The 22,346-nt window shown below is 61.5% G+C and carries 19 protein-coding genes and 1 pseudogene; 4 read left to right on the top strand and 16 right to left on the bottom strand.

The window, feature by feature from the left end; all coding sequences use genetic code 11:
* Positions 1–23: 23 nt before the first annotated feature.
* The 9 genes from ACK3SD_RS20370 to ACK3SD_RS20330 all read right to left on the bottom strand — a co-directional run bounded on the left by ACK3SD_RS20370 (position 24) and on the right by ACK3SD_RS20330 (position 12,003).
* Positions 24–5,585, bottom strand: a complete 5,562-nt coding sequence (locus ACK3SD_RS20370; RefSeq protein ID WP_481127922.1) for an ATP-binding sensor histidine kinase — start codon at positions 5,583–5,585, stop codon at positions 24–26.
* Positions 5,585–5,968, bottom strand: a complete 384-nt coding sequence (locus tag ACK3SD_RS20365; protein WP_481127921.1) for a response regulator transcription factor — start codon at positions 5,966–5,968, stop codon at positions 5,585–5,587. The genes ACK3SD_RS20370 and ACK3SD_RS20365 overlap by 1 nt, the downstream gene beginning before the upstream one ends.
* Before the next feature lie 45 nt (positions 5,969–6,013).
* A complete protein-coding gene (locus ACK3SD_RS20360) occupies positions 6,014–6,268 on the bottom strand; it encodes a XapX domain-containing protein (protein WP_137765275.1) in 255 nt (84 codons plus the stop codon).
* A gap of 2 nt (positions 6,269–6,270) precedes the next feature.
* A complete protein-coding gene (locus ACK3SD_RS20355; RefSeq protein WP_481127920.1) occupies positions 6,271–6,501 on the bottom strand; it encodes a DUF1427 family protein in 231 nt (76 codons plus the stop codon).
* Positions 6,502–6,707: 206 nt separating this feature from the next.
* Positions 6,708–8,027, bottom strand: a complete 1,320-nt coding sequence (locus ACK3SD_RS20350) for an NAD(P)/FAD-dependent oxidoreductase (protein ID WP_481127919.1) — start codon at positions 8,025–8,027, stop codon at positions 6,708–6,710.
* A gap of 312 nt (positions 8,028–8,339) precedes the next feature.
* Positions 8,340–8,987 carry a GntR family transcriptional regulator gene (locus tag ACK3SD_RS20345; RefSeq protein WP_481128055.1) on the bottom strand — a complete coding sequence of 216 codons (648 nt, stop codon included), beginning with the start codon at positions 8,985–8,987 and terminating at the stop codon, positions 8,340–8,342.
* A gap of 228 nt (positions 8,988–9,215) precedes the next feature.
* The gene (locus ACK3SD_RS20340; RefSeq protein ID WP_481127918.1) at positions 9,216–9,536 is read right to left on the bottom strand and encodes a hypothetical protein; all 321 of its coding nucleotides are present in this window, start codon (positions 9,534–9,536) and stop codon (positions 9,216–9,218) included.
* A 61-nt stretch (positions 9,537–9,597) separates the two neighbouring features.
* On the bottom strand, positions 9,598–11,091 hold the full coding sequence (locus ACK3SD_RS20335) for an aldehyde dehydrogenase (protein WP_481127917.1): 1,494 nt from the start codon (positions 11,089–11,091) through the stop codon (positions 9,598–9,600).
* A 9-nt stretch (positions 11,092–11,100) separates the two neighbouring features.
* The gene (locus ACK3SD_RS20330) at positions 11,101–12,003 is read right to left on the bottom strand and encodes a dihydrodipicolinate synthase family protein (protein ID WP_481127916.1); all 903 of its coding nucleotides are present in this window, start codon (positions 12,001–12,003) and stop codon (positions 11,101–11,103) included.
* A 387-nt stretch (positions 12,004–12,390) separates the two neighbouring features.
* On the opposite strand from ACK3SD_RS20330, the gene yddG reads away from it, so the two are divergent.
* Positions 12,391–13,302, top strand: coding sequence for an aromatic amino acid DMT transporter YddG (gene yddG / locus ACK3SD_RS20325; RefSeq protein WP_481127915.1), 912 nt, complete (start codon positions 12,391–12,393; stop codon positions 13,300–13,302).
* 173 nt (positions 13,303–13,475) lie between these two features.
* Positions 13,476–14,855, top strand: coding sequence for an MFS transporter (locus ACK3SD_RS20320; protein ID WP_481127914.1), 1,380 nt, complete (start codon positions 13,476–13,478; stop codon positions 14,853–14,855).
* A gap of 29 nt (positions 14,856–14,884) precedes the next feature.
* On the opposite strand, the gene ACK3SD_RS20315 is transcribed toward ACK3SD_RS20320, so the two are convergent.
* Together ACK3SD_RS20315 and ACK3SD_RS20310 are read right to left on the bottom strand one after the other, a co-directional pair.
* Positions 14,885–15,910 (bottom strand): GlxA family transcriptional regulator, encoded by a 1,026-nt coding sequence (locus ACK3SD_RS20315; RefSeq protein ID WP_481127913.1) that lies wholly within the window; start codon positions 15,908–15,910, stop codon positions 14,885–14,887.
* On the bottom strand, positions 15,888–16,376 hold the full coding sequence (locus ACK3SD_RS20310; RefSeq protein ID WP_481127912.1) for a MarR family winged helix-turn-helix transcriptional regulator: 489 nt from the start codon (positions 16,374–16,376) through the stop codon (positions 15,888–15,890). Before ACK3SD_RS20310 ends, ACK3SD_RS20315 begins: the two co-directional genes overlap by 23 nt.
* 172 nt (positions 16,377–16,548) lie before the next feature.
* Between ACK3SD_RS20310 and ACK3SD_RS20305 the strand changes: the two are divergent.
* Positions 16,549–18,022 (top strand): annotated as a pseudogene (locus ACK3SD_RS20305) (UbiD family decarboxylase).
* 53 nt (positions 18,023–18,075) lie between these two features.
* Here ACK3SD_RS20305 and ACK3SD_RS20300 read toward each other — a convergent pair.
* The 3 genes from ACK3SD_RS20300 to ACK3SD_RS20290 form a co-directional block, all read right to left on the bottom strand.
* Entirely contained in the window at positions 18,076–18,756 is a 681-nt protein-coding gene (locus tag ACK3SD_RS20300) for a type 1 glutamine amidotransferase domain-containing protein (RefSeq protein ID WP_481127911.1), read from the bottom strand.
* 98 nt (positions 18,757–18,854) lie between these two features.
* Positions 18,855–19,460 (bottom strand): TetR/AcrR family transcriptional regulator, encoded by a 606-nt coding sequence (locus tag ACK3SD_RS20295; protein WP_481127910.1) that lies wholly within the window; start codon positions 19,458–19,460, stop codon positions 18,855–18,857.
* Positions 19,461–19,565: 105 nt separating this feature from the next.
* Positions 19,566–20,129 carry a phosphoglycerate mutase family protein gene (locus ACK3SD_RS20290; protein ID WP_481127909.1) on the bottom strand — a complete coding sequence of 188 codons (564 nt, stop codon included), beginning with the start codon at positions 20,127–20,129 and terminating at the stop codon, positions 19,566–19,568.
* 148 nt (positions 20,130–20,277) lie between these two features.
* Between ACK3SD_RS20290 and ACK3SD_RS20285 the strand changes: the two genes are divergently transcribed.
* On the top strand, positions 20,278–20,622 hold the full coding sequence (locus tag ACK3SD_RS20285) for a cupin domain-containing protein (RefSeq protein WP_481127908.1): 345 nt from the start codon (positions 20,278–20,280) through the stop codon (positions 20,620–20,622).
* Positions 20,623–20,674: 52 nt separating this feature from the next.
* Here ACK3SD_RS20285 and ACK3SD_RS20280 read toward each other — a convergent pair whose 3' ends face one another.
* Together ACK3SD_RS20280 and ACK3SD_RS20275 are read right to left on the bottom strand one after the other, a co-directional pair.
* On the bottom strand, positions 20,675–21,616 hold the full coding sequence (locus tag ACK3SD_RS20280) for a 2-hydroxyacid dehydrogenase (protein WP_481127907.1): 942 nt from the start codon (positions 21,614–21,616) through the stop codon (positions 20,675–20,677).
* A 100-nt stretch (positions 21,617–21,716) separates the two neighbouring features.
* Positions 21,717–22,322 carry a TetR/AcrR family transcriptional regulator gene (locus tag ACK3SD_RS20275; RefSeq protein WP_481127906.1) on the bottom strand — a complete coding sequence of 202 codons (606 nt, stop codon included), beginning with the start codon at positions 22,320–22,322 and terminating at the stop codon, positions 21,717–21,719.
* Positions 22,323–22,346: the final 24 nt, after the last annotated feature.

Genomic DNA, 22,346 nt, shown 5'->3' with positions numbered 1-22,346 from the left:
AAAAAGGGCAGGCGGCGAGGGCATTAATGATGTGAGGTATTATGGCGGGGAAGCGTAAACCAGAATGTGCTGCCGCCCCCCTCCCGGTTCTCCACCTGTAATTTCCCGCCGTGGCGATGGATAATTTCGCTGCTGATGGTCAGGCCCATCCCCATCCCGCGACTTTTGGTGGTATAGAAAGAGTCAAAAATTTTATCCATGATCTCCTCGGAAATACCGGGACCGCTATCAGATACCTCAAAGCGAAGGGTATCCGGGGTGGGGTGGAAGGAGGCAAGCCTCAACAGGTTGGTGCCGCCGTTTTCCGCCATCGCCTCCATCGCATTCATCACCAGATTCAGCAACACCTGCTGGATCTGCACCCGGTCGCAGAAGATGTAATCATCACTGGCCTGAAGATCCAGCTCCAGCGAGATGAATTTACGCTCCAGCTCCAGACGTGACAGCGACAAGATATCCCGTGCGATCAAGTGCAGCTGGGCCGGGGTAAATTCAGAGACGTGGTTGCGCGTCAGCGCCTGCAAGCCGCGGATAATGTCACCGGCGCGGCTCCCCTCCTTGATAATCTCCTCAAGACTTTGGCTGGCGTTCTCCAGGTGCGGTGGCGTACGCTTCAGCCAGCGCAGGCTGGCCCCGGCGTTGGCGACAATTGACATCAGCGGCTGGTTGATCTCGTGGGCGATGGAGGCGGTCAGCTGGCCCACGGTGGTGGCGCGCGACACCCGCGACAGATCCGCCTGCGCGATGCGCGCGGCATCCTCCGACATGCGCTGGCTGGTGATGTCCGAAAGGGTGCCGAAATACTCCTTCACCTCCGGCCAGCTCTCGACCGGCTCGCCAATCCCCTTGATATAGCGGCACTCGCCGTCGGTGCGGATGATGCGGAACTCCGCCTGCATCGGCTGCCCATTGCGCACGCTTTCAATCACCAGTTCATTGATGCAGGTGAAATCATCCGGGTGGACGCGCGTCATGAAATCGGCCATCGAGAGGCTGTTCTGGTGCGCTGGCAAGCCGACAATGCGCATGTACTCCTCTGACAGCAGCATCACATCCTGCTCCAGGTGCCAGTGCCAGGTGCCGGTGTGGCTGATCTTCTCGCCCAGCATCAGGGATTTCTGGCTGGCGAGCAGCTGCTTCTCCACCCGCCGCCGGTGCCGGTTCTCATCCACCAGTTCAGCGTAGAGGCGCGCGGTCTCCAGTGACACCGCCGCCTGCGCGGCCAGCATGGAGACAATCCGCGAGTGCTCAGCGGTGAACACATCGGGCATCAGGCGGTTCTCCAGATAGAGCACGCCGACCATTTGCGCCTGCTTGAACATCGGTACGCACATCACCGCCGCCCCGGAGGCCACCAGATAGTGATCCTGGCTGAAGGGGCTGAACACCTCCGGCTTGCCGGTGCGGATCTCCTGGCCGGTGCGGATCACCGCCGCCAGCACTGAGAGCGGCAGGTCGGTGGCGACCGGCGTCTCCTTGACGACGCTGACATTGATGGCGTCGGCAGTGGTGATGGCGCGCGCCTCAATCTCCGGCGTTTTGCCCTCGATCAGGCGGATCAGCAGGCAACGCTGCGCGCCCGCGCGCTCCACCAGCATCACCATCAGGGTATGGATCAGGCGTTCGAGATCGATCTCCTCGGTCAGCACGCGCAGGGCCGTGGCCATGCTTTGCAGGTCGCTCATCATGGCGCTCTGCTCAAAGGTCACGGTGCTCAGCGCCGCGTGGGCGCTCTGCGTCACCAGATGGGGATGGCGGCCCTCCAGCTGGCGCACCTTGGCCCCCGCCCCCCAGCGCTCCCACGCGTGGAGCGCACCTTTCAGGTAGCCCTCGGCAGCGAACTTCAGGCCACAGGCGGTGGCGAAGCGGGCGGCCAGCTCACAGGCCACGCCGTGGATATGGTGGAACTGCCCCTCGCGCGAAAGGGCCATCGCCACCTCATATTGTGCGGCGACCTGGCTCGTCTGGCCGTCTAGCCGCAGGCACTCGGCGCGCAACAGCGCCTCTTTGTCGGCGAAGGTTTTCGGGTTGCCAGCGGCCCACGCCGCAATCTTCTCCAAATGGCATTCGATCTGCGCACGTGGCCCGGTGCCGCAGCTCTCCGGCGTCAGCGGGATAGCGATCGACAGCGCGCTGTAGAGGTGGAAATCGAGCATATGGATATGCCCAGGGATCATCTCAATCAGCGGCGCGGCAGTGGCAAAGCAGTGGCTGGCGTAGGCATATTCGCCGGCAAAGAAGTGCGCCATGCCCTTGTAGAGCGGCGACCAGAACTGCATCAGCAGCAGCGGTTCCACCCGTTCGCCCGTCTTGTCCGGCCTGAAGGTGGGCGGCGTGAAGTCATGGCCGGAGAGGGGCTGGCTGCCCGGCTTGCGCAGGAACATCACGTATTCGCGCTGCATGTTGAGCACCACCTCCACCCCCTTGTAGTGCGCCTTGCGCACGTAGGTCAGGCCGCGCTCAATCGAGGTCTGCACGCCGTCGAGGTGATCGCCGCGCGCCAGATAGTTCATCACGATGTGGCGCAGCGCCAGACAGGCGGGAGTGCGGTCGCCATGCTCCACAGCGGCATCAAACGCCGCCTTGGCCTGCTCAATCGCGTAGCTGACGGGCATCGTCCAGATGCTGATCTGGTCGAGCGGCAGCAGCGTTAGCGCCCGGTAACCGGTGAAATTGTGTTTGTGCACCAGCTCACGCGCCAGCAGCGCGCTGGCAAATCCGCGGCGGTGCTCGTGGTAGTGGTCGCCACACAGCGCGCCATACCAGCACAGCGCGAAGGTGGAGGCGCCCGTGATGCCGTGGTCGAGCGTCAGGTGCAGGATTTTGCAGGTAATGATGAAATTCAGCCGGGGATCGATAAAGGCGGCGAATTTGCTGGCGCTGGCCAGCAGGTTCATCATCGCCTCAGTGTGGCGGCAGGCCAGCCGGGGCAGCTTCCTGAAGCGGGTATGCGGGTTCTCGCCCACCTGTGCCTGCAATGCCAGCCGGGCGGCGTTGCACTTCGCCCTGTCCGGGTAGCGGCCGAGATGGATGCCAAACACTGCCAGCCAAGCGAGGGCGGTCTCCAGCGCTAGCTGGCTGTCTGACTGGCGCATGTGGACTTCCGCCATCAGGCAGGCGGCCTTGGCCTTGTCGGTCAGTTCCCCCGGCGCGGCGAGCAGGGCGGCACAGCGCCCAAGCGCAACGGCAAAATTGCCGTTCAGGAACTCACACTCTGCCTCCTCCAGCATCAAGGCCACCGAATCCGCGCTGGCATGGGCATTCAGCGTGCGGGCGTGGGCCAAAAAGCGCAGGGCGGATCGGTAGTCACCTGTCACCTTGGCGCGCCGGGCGGCGAGCAGGATCAGGCCGCTGAAGGTGGCGCGATCCGCGTCAGTCATGTCGGCATGGCTTATCGCGGCGATGTGGTGCACCGCGCGGAACAGCAGTTCATTGGTGGCGTTGCCGCTGGCGAGTTCGGCCAGCCGGTGCGCGGCCTGATAGTGCAGCGCCTCCTTCTCTGGCGCCGCAATCAGCCCCAGCGCGGCCTCATGCACCCGGTCATGCATAAAGGCATAGGTGGTGCTGGTGAGGGTAATCAGCCGGGCAGCGACGGCGGGCAGCAGGATGGCGCGGATCTCCGCCACCGGCAGGCCAATAAGGCGGCTAAGCTGGGCAAGCTCGCCCGAGCCGCCGATGCAGGCGACATGACCCAACAGGCGTCGGGCGGTGGCGGGAATGTTCTCCAACTGCTGCAAGGTGCGCGAGGCCACGTTCTCGGAGTAGTGGCAGCCGCGCAGCGCCTCGCGATCATAGCCCCAGCGGGTGGCGGAGTGGGTAATCAGCCCGTCACGCACCGCCTGCCGGTAAAACTCATGGGTGAAGAGTGGGATGCCGCCGGTCTTCTCATGGATCAGCTGGGCCAGTTCGGTGGTGGCCGAGGCGCGGCTGTGCAGCTGGCTGGCCAGCCAGCGGGTAATGGCCTTAATGGAGAGCGGTTCCGGCGTGAGATCAACTACCCTGGCGGCAGCGGCGCGAATTTTCGTCAGGCGGGTCGAAACCAGCGGGCAGGGCAGTGAGGACTCCTCCCGGTGGGAGATGACCAGCAACAGCGGAATATCATCATGGTGGCTTAGCAGGTGTTGCAGCAGATAGAGCGAGGCCGGGTCAGCCCAGTGCACATCGTCAATCAGCATCACCAGCGGCCGCCCAGGGACGCTAAAGGCGTTGACCAGATTGCAGGCCATGGTGTTAAAGGTGTCGCGCGCATCCAGCGCGTGCGCCTCGGGCGGCACATTGGCCTGTCGGTTGAGTAGCACGCCCAACTCCGGCACCAGACTGACGGCCAGCCCGGTGTGGTCGCCCAGCAGCCGCGTAATGTGCGTTTTCCAACGCGCCACCTCCGCCGTCGGCAGCCCCAGCAGGTGGAGCGCCAGCGTCTTGAAGGCGGCAGAAAACAGGGCGTACGGCAGAATGGGGGAGTGCTGATCGGCCTTCACCACCGTCAGCAGCGCTTTTTTCTGCCGCAGCAGGTGCAGCGAGGAGGCTATCAGGGAGGATTTGCCCGATCCCGGTGCGCCGCTGATCACCACCAGTAGGGGCTTACCGTGGCGATCGACCTCATCAAAGGCTGCCAGCACCTCTGCAGCCTGTGGATGGGTCAGCAGCAGCGCGCCCGCTGCCTGCCCGTCGCGCTGGCTGTCCTGCAATCCCAGCGTAAAGGGCGCGAGGTTGCCATCCGGCTGGAGGTTGGACTGGCAACGGCGCAGGTCGGCCAGCAGGCCCTCCGCCGTCTGGTAGCGGGCCTCGGGGTTTTTCTCCAACAGGCGCAGCAGGATGGCGGAGAGCACCGGTGGCACATCCTTGCGCAGCACGTGGGGCGGCACCGGTTCAGAGGCGATGTGGTGGTGCGCCCACTCCGCATGGCCCCCTGCCAGACTGCCGAACGGCAGGCTGCCGGTCAGTAACTGGTAGAGCACGATGCCGAGGCTGTAGAGATCGCTCTGGCTGCTCACCTGATGCGCGGTGCGTGAGGTGTGCTCCGGCGACATATAGGCCAGCGTCCCGCCCGTCACGGTCAGCCTTGCCTGTTGCAGGCTCTCAGACGCCAACGAGGCCAGCCCAAAGCCACCGAGCATGATGGTGCCCATTGGCGAGAGGAACAGGTTGGCAGGCTTGATGTCGCCATGTACCAGCCCCTGTTGGTGCATCATCCCCAGTGGCGTGCAAACCCGCGCCGCCAGCTCGAGGAACTCGTGCAGGGTGCCCGGCGGCTGACGCAGGGCGTCGGCCAGTGTCTGGTAGGAGAAGCTGGGGTAGATGAGGGCGTAGCGGCCTTGGTAGCAGCCTTCGCGCAGCGGTTTCAGCGCCCACGGCTCGGCGAGTTTCTCCCGCAGGGAGAACTCATTTTTCAGCAGCTGCGTGGCCTGAAAGACCGTCTCCTCGCTGGTGGCGGTCGCCAGCACGAAGAGGTCGCCATAAGGCACATGCTGGCCGCACAGCCACTCAATGCTGCCCTCCTGCGCCAGTGGGGTGACGCTCATCGCCTGTGGCGGGCAGGTGTTCTCATCTTCATCTGACAGCAGGATCTCGGGGTTCAGGCTCATTAGCGTACCTCTTTCGAGGAAAATTCCCGGCGGATGTGTCCGAATAACGTTTCGATTTCAATCGGCTTGCGCATAAACGCAATGGCCCCGAGGTTGAGGGCATGGCACTGCATCTCCTCATCCCCGTGGCCTGAAATAATGATCCCCGGCGGCTTGCCCAGCCGCCGGGTCAACTCACTGAACAGCGTGAAACCATCCATGCCTTTCAGGCGGGCATCGATGATAAACAGGGCGGCGTTTGCCAGCGCGTCCCTATCCTCTAGCAGCGTTTCCGCCGAGTCGAAGGATTGGGTCTGGTAACCCTCCGATTGCAGCAGGTTGCTTAACCCACTGCGAACTGACCGTTCGTCATCGACGACGACAATGCACTGCGACAGCGTCATGCTGTAGTTGTCCTTTCAGGGTACTCAGTACCGGTGAAGCTTTTCTTACGGGGTGTGGTCACCGGAAGAGGGAGGCGTGCCACTGATTTTGGGAACGCACTCATGGCGGAACCACGCCAGCGTGACCGGTTGGCGGCGGATCAACCGTCTGCACAGCGGGACAATCTGCTCTCCCACCAACATGCCGAACAGCCCCAGCAGCGCGATAATCGGTGGCGCAGGGGAGTTGACCCCCACTGCCACGTAGATTGCGCCGGCGAGCATCCCCATCGCCAGTGATACGGTATATGGTTTTAACATAATTAGCCTGCTTGTGAAGTAGCAATGTGGGATAAGGCGACGGGGGCCGCCTGTTGCGCGGACACGCGGGTGGGGGGTTGCCGGTCAACAAACTGCATCGCCAGCTGGCTGCCGAGGATCATGCCGAGCAGGCCCACTAGCGCAATGGCCGGTGGCGCGGGCGATTTCACATTCAACAGCGCGTAGATCACACCAATCACCACGCCCATACCCAGCGAGATAAGTAGACCCATCGGGCCCTCCTGCCATAGAGCCATGCCGGCAGTGGCCGGCGCAGCGGGGTTAGCGAGCCAGCACCAGAGGCGGCACAGGGTCAGGGAGAGTAGCGCCCGGCAGGCAAGGGGGCCTGCCGGGTCACTGTCTGGGCGGAGTGTAAAACGCGGGCGGGGGGGCGGCTATTATCTCTGTGTATAACTATCTGTTTGTATAGGGGCGGGGATCACACCTCCAGCCCGGCGCGGAACTGCCCCCACTTAAGCACGGAGTTGACGCCAATCGACAGGAACGGCTCTGGCGGCGTCTTGTTCGGGCCGGGCGAGGCGGTCAGGAAGTCAATCAGCTCATTGCGCTCCCCGGCGATCATATCCGCGAGCAGGGTGCCGGTGGCGGTGCCACGGGTGATCCCCAGCCCGTTGCAGCAGAGCGCGCCGTAGACATTCGGCGCGAGCTGGCCGAAGAAGCCCTCGTGGTTCTCTGACAGGCAGATGGCGCCGCTCCAGGAGTACTCAAAACCGACCTGCCCGAGCATTGGGAAGCGGCGCTCGAAGGATTTGCGGTGGTTCTCTTTGAACTGCGCCAGGTAGCGGTCGCGCGGGCGGCCATCGGTATGGAAGCTGAAGCTGTTGCGGATCAGGATGCGGTTGTCCACCGTGCGGCGCACCGTGCTGCCGAAGGGGTGGGCCGGGATCACGCCCCAGACCGGCTTGCCGCCCAGCTTCGCCTGCTCCTCCGCCGTCAGCGGGCGCGTCAGGCTGCCATAGAGGAAGGTCGGCAACAGCCGGCCACGCAGGAAGCCAAAGTGCGCGGCGAAGGCGTTGTTGGTCAGGATCAGTTTATCTGCCGTGATGCTGCCGCGCTCATGCACCAACGTGACCTTGTCACTGTAATCAATGGCGGTGATCGGGGTGTATTCGTAAAGGGTGACATTGGCGGGCAGGCTCTCCGCCAGCCCCTTCACCAGCGCCGCCGGTTGCAACAGGATGGTGCCGGGAATGTAGAGCGCCTGTTTGTAGTAGGAGGTACCGATATGATCTGGCAACGCCGCGCCGCTGATCATCTCCGCGTGGCGGCCAATCTTCTCCAACCCGCTGCGGTAAGCCTCCAGCACGGCCACGCCGGTCTGCCCGACGGCGGCCTGATACTTCCCTGACTCTGACATCTGGCACTGGATCTGGTGCTGGTCAACGATACCGCGCAGGATGTTCTGCCCCAAGGTGTTGAGCTTCAGCACCAGCTTGGCGGTGGTCACGTCGCCGATGTAGTCCTTGGCCCCGATGTCATGCGGTACGTCGATGGCAAACCCCGCATTGCGCCCGGAGGGGCCAAATCCCACCTCCTGCGCCTCAATCAGCACCACCTCATCATCCGGGAAGTTGAGCGCCAGCTGCCGGGCGGCGGCCAAACCGGTCAGGCCCGCCCCCACCACCGCCCAGCGGGCATGTTTCTGCCCGACGTGCGCGGGGCGAGGAGTTCGCGGAGGGCTGGTGTGATACCAGCCGGGCAGGGCATCATCAGCAGGCAGGGACGTAATCTTTTGCAATTTGGCTACTCCAATCTACTTTTGTTATTTTACGCCCCCACCGCCCTCTTATTCAGCGCGCAGGACGTTATTCAGCGATGTCGGCGTATGAAATAAATTTGGCGTCGCGGTCGGGCAAGAGGGTGATATTTCATTTTGCCGGTCAGGTTTATTTATTTGGCTGGGAAGCCAGCGCCAGTAATAAATAACATAGCTAACCGTATACTTGTTGTATACATTGGCAAATAACGATTTGTGATGCGCTGCACAATATAATTGTTGTAAATAATCGGGGTGGGATTTTCTGCCGGCACGGGCCGGCAGAGGTATCAGTCAGACGTTGCCGTTTTCAGAAAGCGGGGCCAGCTCCTCGACGGGCAAGCCCTGCGGCGCGATGTACATCTCCATGTTTCCCCGTGACAGCTCCCAGTGCTCAAACACCAGATCCACCACGGCACGCTCGTCACGCGCCTCCAGCGCGGCAATAAAGGCATCATGGTGATCGGCCGCCAGTTGCAGGCGCTGTTCCATGTCCTCATTCTGCGGGCGGAAGAAGGTGTGGCCGATGCGGCAGTGGTCGATCAGCAACCGGTCAAGGCTGGGTTGCAAATAGGGGTTGGCCGCCATCTCGCCCATGATCTCGTGGAAGCGGTTGTTCTCCAATGCCAGCGCTTCGGCATCACGCTGTTGCATCGCCTTGCGGAAACGTTTCTGCGCCTCTTTCAATGCTTTAAGCTGCGCGGGCTTGAAGTTTTGTACCGCCAGCCGCCCAATGGCGGTGTAGATTAGGGGTGCCACCAGAAAGAAGTTGCGCAGGGTGGCGTAGCTCATCGGGATGACCCGCACGCCGCGCTTCTCCACGATCTCCAGGTAGCCCTCTCCCGCCAGGCGCTGGAAAATCTCCCGCACTGGCGTGCGTGACAGCCCATACTGCGCCGTCAGGCTGGCTTCATCCAGCAGCTCATCCGGCCCCAGCTCCATCGTCAGAATGAGGCGCTTCAAGTCCTCATACAGCGCTGTCTTACACGATCTCACGATTGTCTCCTGAACAAGTGACCACGGTTAATTTGGCACCGGCACAAGACTGCGCCGGCATTAAATTACCCTACAGAAAAAAGGTGGATAGCGCAAAATAATTCCGGCTTGCTGGGCGAAGATGAATAAAGTAAATATTAGCCAAATGGGCAAGATAAAATGTCACAAAGCCTATTATGTACTGGCGTAGTGCCACTGTCGGGCGGATTGGTAAATAAGCCGCAGCATGGGTTCTGGATCATTATCCTGCTGTCGGCGTAATATTTCCTGACGCAGCCACTCTATTTCACTGATGGCATATTGGCTGAACCTGTCCGCACGACGGGCATTCTTCAGCCACTTTAAAATAAAGGCATTCTTTTGCCGGCTGGAGGCAACCCGTCCCTGTTTTTTTGACAGGCCGAGCGCCACCAGCAGGCAGTAATAAAAATCGATCCGGATCCCGACATTCTCCGGGAAACCCTCCGCAAAGCGCGGCGTTGACAACGTGAACATACTTCTTCCAGCGTGATAACAGTGCCCCGCCTGTGGCAGCAGGCAGGGCACCGGGGGCAAATTAACTTTCGGCATCAATCCAGATGGTTTTCAGCTCGGTGTATTGGTCATGGGCAAAGATGGATTTGTCGCGCCCACCAAACCCAGACTGCTTATAGCCGCCGAATGGCGTGGTGGCGTCCCCCTCACCGAAGCAGTTGACCGTTACGGTGCCGGCGCGCACCGCACGGGAGACGCGGATCGCCCGGCTGAGCGTGCGGGTGTAGACCGAGGCGGCCAGCCCGTAGGGGGTATCATTGGCCAACTCCAGCGCCTCGGCTTCCGTGCGGAAGCTGGTGATGCAGAGCACCGGGCCAAAGATCTCCTCCTGGAACAGGCGGCTGCTGGGCGTGACGCCGTCAATCACGGTGGGCTGCACATAAATGCCCTGCTCGGTGTCGCCGCCATGCAGCACGGTCAGCCCCTCCTTACGCGCCAGCGCCAGATAGCTCTCCACCTTCGCGAAGTGCTCGGCGGAAATCAGGGTGCCGAGGCGGTTGTCTGGCCCGAGCGGGTTGCCCATCTTCCAGTCGCGGATCTGTTCGGCGATCAACGCCAGCAGCGGGGCCTTGACCCCCTCCTGCACCAGCAGGCGTGAGGTGGCAGAGCAGTTCTCGCCCATGTTCCAGAACGCGCCATTCAATACGTGCGCGGCCACGCTGGCCAGATCCTGCGCATCGTCAAAGACAATCGCCGGGTTTTTGCCGCCGCACTCCAGCACCACTTTTTTCAGGTTGGAGTCGGCCGCATAGTGCAGGAAGCGGCGGCCAGTGGCGGTTGAGCCGGTAAAGCTCACCATGTCGATATCCGGGTGCAGGCCAATCGGCTCGCCGGTCTCTTTGCCGCTCCCGGTCACCACATTGAACACCCCCGCCGGTACGCCCGCTTGATAGGCCAGCTCGGCCACGCGCAGCGCCGTCATGGAGGTCTGCTCCGCCGGTTTGACCACCAATGAACAGCCTGCCGCCAGCGCCGGGCCAATTTTCCACGCCAGCATCAGCAGCGGGAAGTTCCACGGCAGGACGCAGCCCACCACGCCAATCGGCTCACGCACAATCAGCGCCATCGCGACGTGGCCGACCGGCGCGCTCTGGTCGTAGAGTTTGTCGATGGTTTCCGCGTGCCACTTCAGCACATGGATGCTCTCCGGCACATCCACCGCCAGACACTCACTGACCGGCTTGCCGCTGTCCAGGCTCTCCAGCACCGCCAGTTGGGCGATCTCCTGCTCCATCAGGGCCGCCAGTTTCAGCAGCACGGCTTTGCGCGCCGCCGGGGCCAGACGGCTCCAGCTGCCGCCATCAAATACCGCCCGCGCGGCGCTGACGGCCAGGTTGACGTCTTTGGCATCGCAGGCGGCCAATTCTGCCAGCATCTCCCCGGTGGCCGGGTTGGTGGTGGCGAAGGTGCGGCCCGATGACGCGGCGCGGAACTCGCCATCAATGAAGGCGCGGGTAGGGAAGCGCAGTTCGCGCGCGATGGCCGTCACGTCGGCCAGCGTATGCAGGTCGGTCATGGAGCCTCCTTATTGGGCAACCGCAGCGGCCACGTTGCGTTTCACCTCGGCGATCACGCCCTCCAGCTCGGCTTTCTCCTCGTCGGTCAGCCCCAGCAGCGGCGCGCGCACCGGGCCGGCGGTCAGGCCTGCCAGTTCGCAGCCATATTTGATCGACTGCACGAACTTGCCCTTCTCGAGGAACGCCATCAGCGGCATCATACCCGCCATGATGCGGCGGCCCTTGTCGAAATCCTTCTCGCGGACGCAGGCGTCATACAGCGCGACATGTTCACGTGGGATGAAATTGGAGCCAGCGCACACCCAGCTACGCGCACCCCAGGCGAAGAACTCCAGCGCCTGATCGTCCCAGCCGCAGGAGAGGGCGATGTGCGGGAATTTGCAGGCCAGCAGGTGCAGGTTGTTGAAGTCACCAGAACTCTCTTTGATGGCGACTACGTTGCGGGAGCGGCTCACTGCCTCAAAATACTCCTCGCCCATCGAGATGCCCATGCGGCCAGGGTAGTTGTAGAGCATGATTGGCAGCTGCGCGGCGGCGTCGATGGTCAGGGCATGGTGCGCGTTCTCCTGCGCGGTAGGCAGCGCGTAGGGCGGGGAGGTGACCAGAATGGCATCGGCCTTGATCTCGCGGGCATGTTGGGCGAAGGCCACGGCATCTTCCGTGCGGATGGCGCCGGTGCCAATGATCAGCGGCAGGCGGGTGCCAATCACTTTGCGGGCGTGGGCCGCCAGCGCCATGCGCTCCTCGGCTGTCTGCGCATAGTACTCCCCGGTGGAGCCACCGATGATAATGCCGTGAACGCGGGCCTCAATCAGCGACTCCAGCACCTCAGAAAAACGAGCGAAATCAATGCTGCCATCCGCCGTGCAAGGGGTAATCGCCGGGGTGTAGATACCTTCAAATGTAAACACATCAACCTCCAGAGTAAAAATCAGGCCACAGACAGCCGGAGCAAAGCAGTGATACCTTGCGTTTGTTAACAATTTGCATACGGCGATCCGGCAGGTCAATGGAGGTTAAAATTTTGTATACATGAAAAATACAAAGAAAATACAGATTAATAGGAGGATTTTACGCAACTTAAATTTTTAGCCATTTAAAATCAATAAATTAACTAAGAATATGAGGTGAATCTATTTTCTATTTGAATTCAGATAAGGATCACATTCCCGCACTCTTGCCCCCTGAGGTGTATTTACAGGCCAGGTTTGCACGCATAATTTGAAGCTGAATTTAACTTGGATTTAACAGTTAACCGGATCCAGGTTGCATGACACACTTAACAAAGGTATCGGGCGATGACCCAAAAGAAAGCAACACTGATTGGACTGGTTGCCATCCTGCTCTGGAGCGCCATTGTCGGCTTGATCAAGAGCGTAAGTGAAGGCTTCGGGGCCGTGGGCGGCGCGGCGATGATCTACACCTGTAGCGCGCTGCTGTTACTGCTCACGGTCGGCTTTCCCGCCATCAGGAAATTCCCGCGCAACTACCTCATCATTGGCAGCCTGCTGTTTGTCTGTTATGAGCTCTGCCTCTCGCTGTCGCTGGGCTTTACCGACAATAGCCGTCAGGCGATTGAGGTGGGCATGGTGAATTACCTGTGGCCAAGCATGACCATTATGCTGTCAGTATTGGTTAACCGGCAAAAAACCAGCCTGATGATTATTCCTGGACTGCTGCTGGCCATTATTGGCATCGGCCGGGTACTGGGCAACGAACAGGGTTTTTCACTGCACGATATTATGGCGAATGTGATGATCAACCCATTAAGTTATGGGCTGGCATTTAGCGGCGCGGTAATTTGGGCCATCTATTGTGTGGTGACAAAAAGAATTGCCCAAGGCAGTAATGGCATTACCCTGTTCTTTATTCTGACCGCGTTGACGCTCTGGGTGAAATATCTTCTCTCGCCCCAGCCGGAATTTGTGCTCTCCACGCCGGTGTGGATTAATTTGGCGCTGGCGGCGATGGCAATGGGCTTTGGTTACGCGGCCTGGAATGTGGGTATCCTGCACGGCAATGTGACCGTACTGGCCGCGGCCTCCTACTTTATCCCGGTTATCTCGGCAGTGCTGGCGGCCTTTATCCTACGTTCGCATTTGACCCCCTCATTCTGGCAGGGTGCGGCGATGGTCAGCCTTGGGTCATTAATCTGCTGGTGGTCTACCCGGACGGTAAAATCCCCAGCCCTATCTGGTGAAGTGTCTTAACGTAATATAATGCGCCGCTGGCGGCGCATTAATTATCCTGCTTTTACATATTAGGTTTAAACCAGAGAAATTACCTCGCTATTATCAGCGTCTCTTGCTGCGGCACTGATAACAGCGGGTGTAATCCCTCTTTACTCTACGGCGTCACGCAAAATATAAGACAGGAGTTAATGATGGCGAATACCATTTCTGTTGAAGACGTTCCATTAAATCGCTTCCACCGTTTATTAACCGTGCGGTCGGGCGGCGGTTCCTTTGTGGATGGCTATGTGCTGAGTATTATTGGCATCGCCATGACTGCGGTATCCCCGGCATTGGGTTTAAATGCCTTCTGGGAGGGATTAATTGCCGCCTCGGCATTAATTGGTATCTTTTTCGGCGGTTTTATTGGCGGGGCGTTGACTGACCGGTTGGGCCGCCGCCTGCTCTATTTTGTCGGCCCCACGCTGTTTGTAGTCTGCTCGCTGGCGCAATATTGGGTGCAGAGCGGGGAGATGCTGTTTGCGCTGCGCTTTGCCAGCGGCATGGCCGTCGGCATTGAGTACCCGGTTGCGACCTCCTTCCTGGTGGAGTTCCTGCCGAAAAAGTACCGCGGCCCCTGTCTGGCGACCCTAACGATTCTGTGGTTCGCGGGCGCGGCGCTTGCCTACCTGAGCGGTGAGGCGATCTTGCACTTTGGCGGCCCGGACGCCTGGCGCATCGCGCTTGCCAGTACCTCGGTCATTGGTGCGGCGCTGCTGCTGGTTCGGTTGGGCACGCCGGAGTCCCCCCGCTGGCTGATCAGCAAGGGACGCCACGCGGAGGCCGAAGCGATTATCCGCCGCGTCTATGGCGAGGATTTCAGCCTGAAAAACCTGCCGGTGCAGGCGGAGAGCAAAAGCCTCTCCTTCATGCACCTGCTGCACTCCGGCTATGGCAAGCGCATGGCGTTCGTCACCATCTTCTGGACCTGCTCGGTGATCCCGGTGTTTGCGGTCTACGCCTTTGCGCCCAAGGTGCTGGAGGCGCTGCACCTGAGCGGAAACTGGGCCTCCTACGGCTCGGTGGCGATTACGCTGCTGTTCGTGGTGGGATGCATCATCGCGACCCGGTTGGTCAATAGCCTTGGCCGCCGCAAGTTGCTGCTGCAAAGTTTCCTGTGGTCTGGGCTGGCGCTGCTAATGCTCGGGATGCTACGCGATGGCCCCTCAATCCTGATCCTGCTGATGTTTGGTGCCTACGCGCTGTTTATCGGTGGGGCGCAGGTGTTGCAGCTGGTCTACCCGAATGAAATCTTCCCAACCGAGATCCGCGCCTGTGCCGTGGGCGTCGGCACCTCAATGTCGCGGGTGGGCGCGGCGATTGGCACCTATCTAGTACCCATGTCATTGCAGAACATCGGCATTGGCCCGACGATGTACATTGCCGCTGGCATCACCGCTATCGGGCTGCTCGTCTCCTGGTTCCTTGCCCCGGAGACCAGCGCCCGCAGTCTGGATGAGGCTGCATCCCTTGATGAAGAGGCGCGGCCAGCGCCGGTGGGAGGTGAAATGTCCAAGCGCAACTCATGGTGAAAAAAAGGGGCTGCGGTGCAGCCCCTTCCTCAATCGTTCAGTAACTTCTCCACTTTCCTTCGACGCTTGCGGAAGGCGCTGGGCGTCTCGCCATACTGCTTGCGAAACCAGGCAATCAGGTGCGAGGCATCGGCGAAACCGGTGGCGGCCGCAATCTCATTGATGCTGCGGCTGGAGTCGGCCATCAGCTTGCGCGCCTGCTCCAGCCGCATCCGCCGCCAGTAGACCGCCGCCGAGCACCCCGTGCACTTGGTGAAGGTCAGGTTGAGCTGGCGGAAGGTGAGGCCAGCAAACTCTGCCACGTCACTCAGCGGCACCGGCGTATCCAGGTGGTGCCTCATGTACTCAATCACCCGATTCACCAAGGCATTCTCATAGACGTTGCCCTCCGCCACGGCGGTTTTCGGCGCGGCTTTTTTGCTGGCCGCCGGCTCATCCACCAGCAGGTACTTCAGCACTTTTTGCGACCGCACCACGCCGCAGTGGTGGCGAATGAGATCCGCCGCCAGGTCAATGGCGGTGCCACCGGGGCAGGAGATGATGCCGCCATCCTTGATGTAGGTCTTGTCGATGACCGGGATGGCTTTCGGGAAGCGTGCGCTGAACTCCTCACGGGTGGTGAAGTGGATGGCGCAATGGCGGTTGTCCAGCAGCCCGGCATTGCCCGCGACGAACGCGCCGCTGCACAGCGTAATGATCGGGATGTTGCGCGCGTGCAGGTCGCGTAGCGCCTGCAACAGCCAGGCTGGCGGCTGGCGTGTCTCCTCCAGCAGGCCGCCAGCCACCACGAAGTAGTCCCACTCGCGGGTGAAATCGAGCGGGGCGGTGGGCGAAACCGGCAGGCCGCAGCTGGCGGTGACTGGCTGGTCGTCACAGGTCATCCACTCCCAGCGGCAAAAAATCTGCCGGCTGGAGAAGGACTCATCCGCCGCGAAGCGCAGCGACTCCACCAGCCCCGCCACCGAGGCGAGGGTAAATTGCCGCATCAGTAAAAACCCGATGGTCAGTTCGGGCTTGGGATCGGGGCGCGCGTCAGCCGCGCTCAGCGAGGGCATGGGATTCTGGCTCCTGCACGCCGCCAAGCTTGCTCAGCAGCCGTTTAAGGTCAGCGATATCATTGGCATCCAGACCGGCGGTGATCATCCGCTCGGCGGCTTTGGCCTGCTCCACCATCCGCGCCAGCATGGCTTCCCCCTCTGGCGTCATGGAGACCCGCTTGCGCCGGCGATCCTCTGGGTTAACCAGCACATTCAGCAGCCCGCTTTTCGTCATGCGGTCAATGACATAGGTGCCAGTGGCCTTGTCAAACCCGGCCCGGTTGCCGAGCGTTTGTTGGTCACAGACCTTCTCCTCCGCCAGCACCACCAGGATCGCATACTGCACGGCAGACAGCCCAGTATCCACGCTGTTGGCCCAGCAGACGCTGGAGTGTTGCCCGGCGCGGCGCACCAGATGCATCAGCGACGACGCGCCATGCGGCCAGAGCGGCGCGGCGAGGATAAGATCAGGGTTTTCTGGCATAGGCTTACTTGACTCCTTTGGGATGATAAAATTATAGTTCGAATTCGAACTGTTTGCATTCGAACTATTTGCGCGCTGGCCTGATGTGGCAAACGGGTCACCCCCACTTTATACGGCGGGGGCCGCCGCTGTACAGAAAGCCGCGCGCCCGGCCCCACGCAAGGAGCAAGTGATGAAGTACCTAAGTGATCTGAGAAGTTATATCGCCGCGCTGGATGAATTGGGCGACATTATGCACATCAGCCGTGAAGTGGACGGCGATCTGGAGCCGGGCGCGATCACCCGCCGCAGTTGCGAGATCCACTCGCCCGCCCCGCTGTTCGCCAACATCCGCGGCGCGCAGCCGGGTTTCCGCATTTTGGGCGCGCCAGCTGCCCTCTGCTCCCGCCCCGAGATGCGCTACGCGCGCGTGGCGCTGTCGCTGGGCCTGCCAGCCGATGCCACCGGCCCGGAGATTGTCGAGGCGCTCTTGGTCGCCCGCCACCTGCCGTTGGTGCCGCCCGTGGTGGTGGAGGCGGCCACCGCCCCCTGCCGCCAGAACGTGTTGCAGGGCGATGATGCCAACCTCGACCGCTTCCCGATCCCCTTCGCCCACGAGCGTGACGGGGGCCGCTACGCCAATACCTGGGGCACGCTGATTGTGAAAACCCCCGATGGCCGCTGGGTGAACTGGTCTATCGCCAGGGTGATGAAGGTGGACGGCAAACGGATGGTCGGGCTGATGGTGCCGAGCCAGCACATCGGCCAGATCTGGGGCGAGTGGGTGGCGCTGGGCCAGCCGATGCCTTATGCGCTGGTACAGGGGCCGGCCCCGGCCATCTCCTGCGCCTCTGGCATCCCGATCCCGGCGGAAGTGGATGAGGCCGATTTCGTTGGCGCGCTGATGGGCGAGCCGGTGGAGCTGGTGGATGCCGTCAGCGTGGATCTCAAGGTGCCAGCCTCGGCGGAGATTGTGATTGAGGGGCACGTGTCGATTGAGCGTGACTGCATGGAAGGCCCCTACGGCGAGTATGGCGGCTATCTGGGCACCGGCTCCTCCGCCCAGCCGACGTTCCACGTGGAGGTGATTACCCATCGGGATGATCCCATCTGGCCGCTGGTGGTGGCGGGCCGCCCGACCGACGAGTCGCACACCGTTTGGGCGATGGGTATTGCCGCAGACATGCTGACCCACCTGCGCGACGCCGGGCTGCCGGTAAAAACTGTCTGGGTGCCGGAGGCTTCGGCGGTGCACTGGCTGCTGGTGGTGGTGCCGTCAGATTGGCGCCAGCACTTGCCGGATATGGGGAACGAGGCGTTCGCCCAGCGGGTGGGGGAGGTACTGTTCAGCACCGATGCGTCACTCTTTGTTCCCAAGGTCTTCTTGGTGGATGATGACATTGATCCTACCAACCTCGAGGATGTGGTGTGGGCGCTCTCTACCCGCATCCACCCCACCGGGGGGCGTGTGGTGTTTGAGAACCAGCGGGTGGTCAGATTGCCGCAGTGTTATACCGAAGAGGAGTATGAGGCACGGTTGGGGCCCGAAGGTAATTTACGACACCCTCCAGCCAGCACCCGAGGCCGGGCGGCATCTCCACGCCTCCTTTGAGCAGGGCTATCCTGAGGCGCTGCGCCAGCACGTCTTGCGCCACTGGCCTGAATAAAGCGCACGCATCGCTGGCCGTGGGGCCAGCGATGCAGCGTTGTCTCAGCGGGCTTAACCGGCGAACTGCGCAAGCAGCCGGGCGGCCGTTGCGGCGGAGGAGGCGGGGTTCTGACCGGTGATCAGCAGGCCGTCCTGCACCACGTAAGAGCCCCAGTCCTCGCCTTTGGAGTAGTGGCCACCGAGGGTAACCAGCTCATCCTCCACCAAGAATGGCACCACGTGGGTCAGGCCGACGGCCTCCTCCTCGCTGTTGGCAAAGCCGGTGACCGCTCTCCCCTCTACCAATGGCCGCCCCGCCGGGGTGGTGACATGGCGCAGCACACCCGGCGCGTGGCAGACCAGCGCCACCGGTTTTTCCGCCTGCAAGAAGGCCTCAATCAGGGCGATGGAGTGCTTGTCTTCCGCCAGATCCCACAGCGGGCCGTGGCCGCCCGGATAAAACACCGTGTCGTAATCCGCCTGCGACACGCTATCCAGCCGCACCGTGGTGGCGAGTTGCGCCATCGCGTTGGCGTCTGCCTCAAAGCGGCGGGTCAGGTCAGTCTGAAAAGCTGGCTCATTGCTTTTCGGATCCAGCGGGGGATTGCCTCCATTCGGTGAGGCCAAAGTGATCTCGGCACCCGCCTCTTTGAAGGCGTAGTAGGGCGCGGCCAGCTCCTCCAGCCAGAAGCCGGTTTTACGTCCCGTGTCGCCCAGTTGATCGTGTGAGGTCAGTACCATCAGAATTTTCATGTTGCATCTCCATAGAATAAGGTTAGGTATAGAGTAGACCAGTCGTCTAGAATGAGGCGCTAAAAAATGGCACCGTTCCGTGCCATCGTTATCACCCCCTACGGGGTGATGTTGAGACTTTGCTGGGTCAACTGCATCGCTGACTCAAAGGGTTGCTTGTTACGGACAATCTTCACCATCACGCTGGCTCCCAGCCACAGCTGGTAGAGGCTCTCCGCCACATGGGCCGGCGTGTTATTGATCTTCAGCGAGCCTTCCGCTACCCCGGCTTCAATGGCGGTGCTAAGCCGTTTCACGATCCCGGCCGTACCCTGCTTCAGCGCGAGCCGCATGTTCTCCGAGAGATCCGCCACTTCAGCGCCGAGCTTCACGGCGAGGCATTTTCCCTGACAACCCTGAAAGGATTGGGTCGCCTGCCACTGCTGCCAGTAGTGCATCAACCGCTGTGCCATGTTGCTGTTGGGCTGGCTGAGCGTCGCGTCGAGATTGGCGAGATAGTCAGCAAAATAGGTCTCCAACAGCGCGACGCCATAGGCGTCCTTGGAACCGAAGTAGTGGTAGAAAGAGCCTTTGGGCACCCCGGCATCTTTCAGGATCTCATTCAGCCCGACAGCCGAATACCCCTTGCTGGCCATAATGCGCTGGCCGGTAGCGAGGATGTGCTCGCGGACAGAGTCTTTGGATAAATGCGTTGCAGTCGTCATGGATTGAAGATAGCTCTTATTAGACCAGTCGTCTAGATATTTTATGCGTTATTTTTGATTATACGCCGACGGGCAAAAAACGTGATAAAAAATAGCCGGTTGCATTTATGAGGCGGATTGGTAGATGCCCAGCCCCCAGTGGCCCTTGCCCGGTGCCGCCGACTGTCGCCAGCCGCGCTGCATCAGGCGCTTGGCTATCAGGCGGTTCATAATGCCGTGGCCCATCAGCAGCACTGGCCCGTCGGCCTTTTGCGCCAGTGCAACCAGCCGGTCACAGGCGGCATCCGCACGCTGCCGGGCCGCCCGATAGGACTCCGCCTCGCCAGACCAGCCGCCGAGCCAGAGCAGCCGGAACAAAAATACCCAGGAGAAGGGGGCGAGGCGCGGCGCGGGCAGGCGTAACACCGGCAGTTCAGCCTCACGGAACACCGCGTTCGTCTGTGAAGGGTGCAGGCCCAGCGTCCGCAGGGAGGAGAGCGCGCGCGGCAGGTCACTGCTCACAATCACGGCGGCGCGGTGCGCCTGTCGCCGGCCCTCCTCCGTGGGCTGGTCATCGCCGGTGTCGGCGCGGTTATAGTGCTGGATAAACTGCGCCATCTCGCCTGCCGCGATGGGCCGAAGCTCACCAAGTGCCGGTTTGCCGTGGCGCATCATCATGATCTCTTGCATCTTCACCTCCTTGTAAAATGTGGGGCGTCTCCATTTACTTTAACATTCTAGTGACAAATCATGCGAGGCGGGGAAATTGCGGCACCACTATTCTGCTGGTGTCATGGTAAGGTCATGACAACGTATGCGGCGAATGAAAGGAGTGACCATGATTTCCAAGGACAATGCGGAACACTATGTCTGGGGTGAGCAGTGCGACGGCTGGTATCTGGTGAAGCGGCCAGAGATGCTAGTCATTCACGAGAAGATGCCAGCCAGCACGCAGGAGGCGCGCCACTACCATGCGGTTTCCCGGCAATTTTTCTTTGTGCTTAGCGGCACGCTGACGATGGAGCTGGAAGGGAAAAGGCACACTCTCCACGCCCAGCAAGGCATCGAGATCCCGCCCGGCGCGCCACACCAAGCAAGGAATGATGCGCCGCAGGCCGTAGAGTTTCTGGTGATCTCCCACCCCACCACCCGCGGCGACCGCACGGATCTGCCGGCCCTTTAGAATATATGTGGCGGGCGGCCACCAGCATCGCCCGCTTGCCCGTCCATCTCCGCTACACCGGCGTCACTACCTTCCCGTCAGTGAAATAGGCGCTCAGGTTGTCAATCACATTGGCGGCCATGTTCTGGCGCGTTTCGTGGGTGGCGCTGCCGATGTGGGGCGTCAGGATCACGTTATCCAGCTGGCGCAACGTCTCGGGGATCTCAGGTTCATGCTGGAACACATCCAGTGCCGCGCCGCGTATAGCGCCAGTGGTGAGGGCGTGGACAAGGTGCGCCTCATTCACCACGCTGCCACGGGCGATGTTGACCAGCACCCCCTCGCTGCCGAGTGCCGCCAGCACCTCACTGTCAATCAGCCCCTCGTTATCCGGGCCGCCGGAGAGCGCCAGCACCAGATAGTCTGCATAGCGGGCCAAATCGGCCGGATGCGGGAAGTAGGCGTACTCCTCGGTTTTGCGGGTGCGGGCGCAGTAGCCCACCTCCATGCCAAAGGCGCGGGCGCGGCTGGCAATGGCCTGACCGATGCTGCCCAGCCCGACGATGCCCACGCGTTTGCCGCGCAGCGAGCTGGAGAGCGCCGGGCCGCCCTGTGACCACGCGCCGGACTGGGCAAAGGCGTGGTAGCCCAGCAAATTGCGGGAGAAGGCCAGCACCATGGTGACGGCAAGGTCAGCGACATCATCGGTCAGGATGTCACGGGTAATGCTGATCTGGATGCCCCGTGAGGTGGCGTAAGCGGTGTCGATCTTGTCCGTCCCGACTCCAAAAACGGCGATCGCTTTGAGTTGCGGCAGCGCCTCCATCACCCAGCGCGGCACGCCGACATCGCCACGCGTAACAATCGCCGTGATCCCGTCGCCGTGGCGCGCCAGATAGGCCTCTGGCGCATCAGACTGGTAGAGCCGGTGGCACAGGTAGTGGGCGGAGAGCTGCTGGTCCAGCGACGCCATGACGGGTTGGATGATGAGTACCTGATGGGATGCAGTGTTCAATGTCCTCTCCTCTCAGAGGGGCGTGCTGGCGTTTGGCGCGAGCGCGCCCCTCACAGTCACGTGATGCAAAAAGTAGGGGTGCAGAGTGTGCCGAACGGGGCTACTTCACCCGGTAGGCGTCCACGGAAAACTCATTGGCGGTGGCAAAGCCGCGCAGCCCGCCGACCAGTACCGACATCAACTGGGTGCCGACCTGTTTCTCGGTCAGGCCCACGGTATCGAGCAGGTCGAAGATCTCACGCGGGTCAAACAGGATGTTCCAGAGGAAGACCGCCTTATCGCCAATGTCCGGGAGATCCATCTCCGTCATGGCGTCACGCAGCGCGGGCCGGACGGCGTTGGCCTGCACCAGCAGGTACTCCGCCCCCTCCCACAAACGCTCCAGATAGCCACGGCGGTTACGCATCGGCACCATCGCCGCGCCGCGCTCGCGCACCAGCCGGATCCAGTAACGGCTGATGTTCTCCAGATTTTGCAGGCCGCTGCCGGTCTGCTTCTGGCTGTACTCCAGCAGCAGCAGGCCGACGTCATGGCGGTAGGTGTTCAGCACCTCCTCCACCGAGTTGAACTGCCGGTAGGCGGTGGCGACCGACACGCCCGCCTCGGCGGCGATCTCGGTCATGCTGATGGGGGTTTCAGAGCGCTCGAACAGCCGGGCGGCAGCCTGGATCAAGTTCTTGCGGTTTCTTTCGGTATCACTGCGCATCATATTTACCTGTGGTTTGCCGAT

Source organism: Chimaeribacter sp. YP20170169, assembly GCF_056739715.1.
This window is presented reverse-complemented; position numbering and strand designations above follow the sequence as displayed.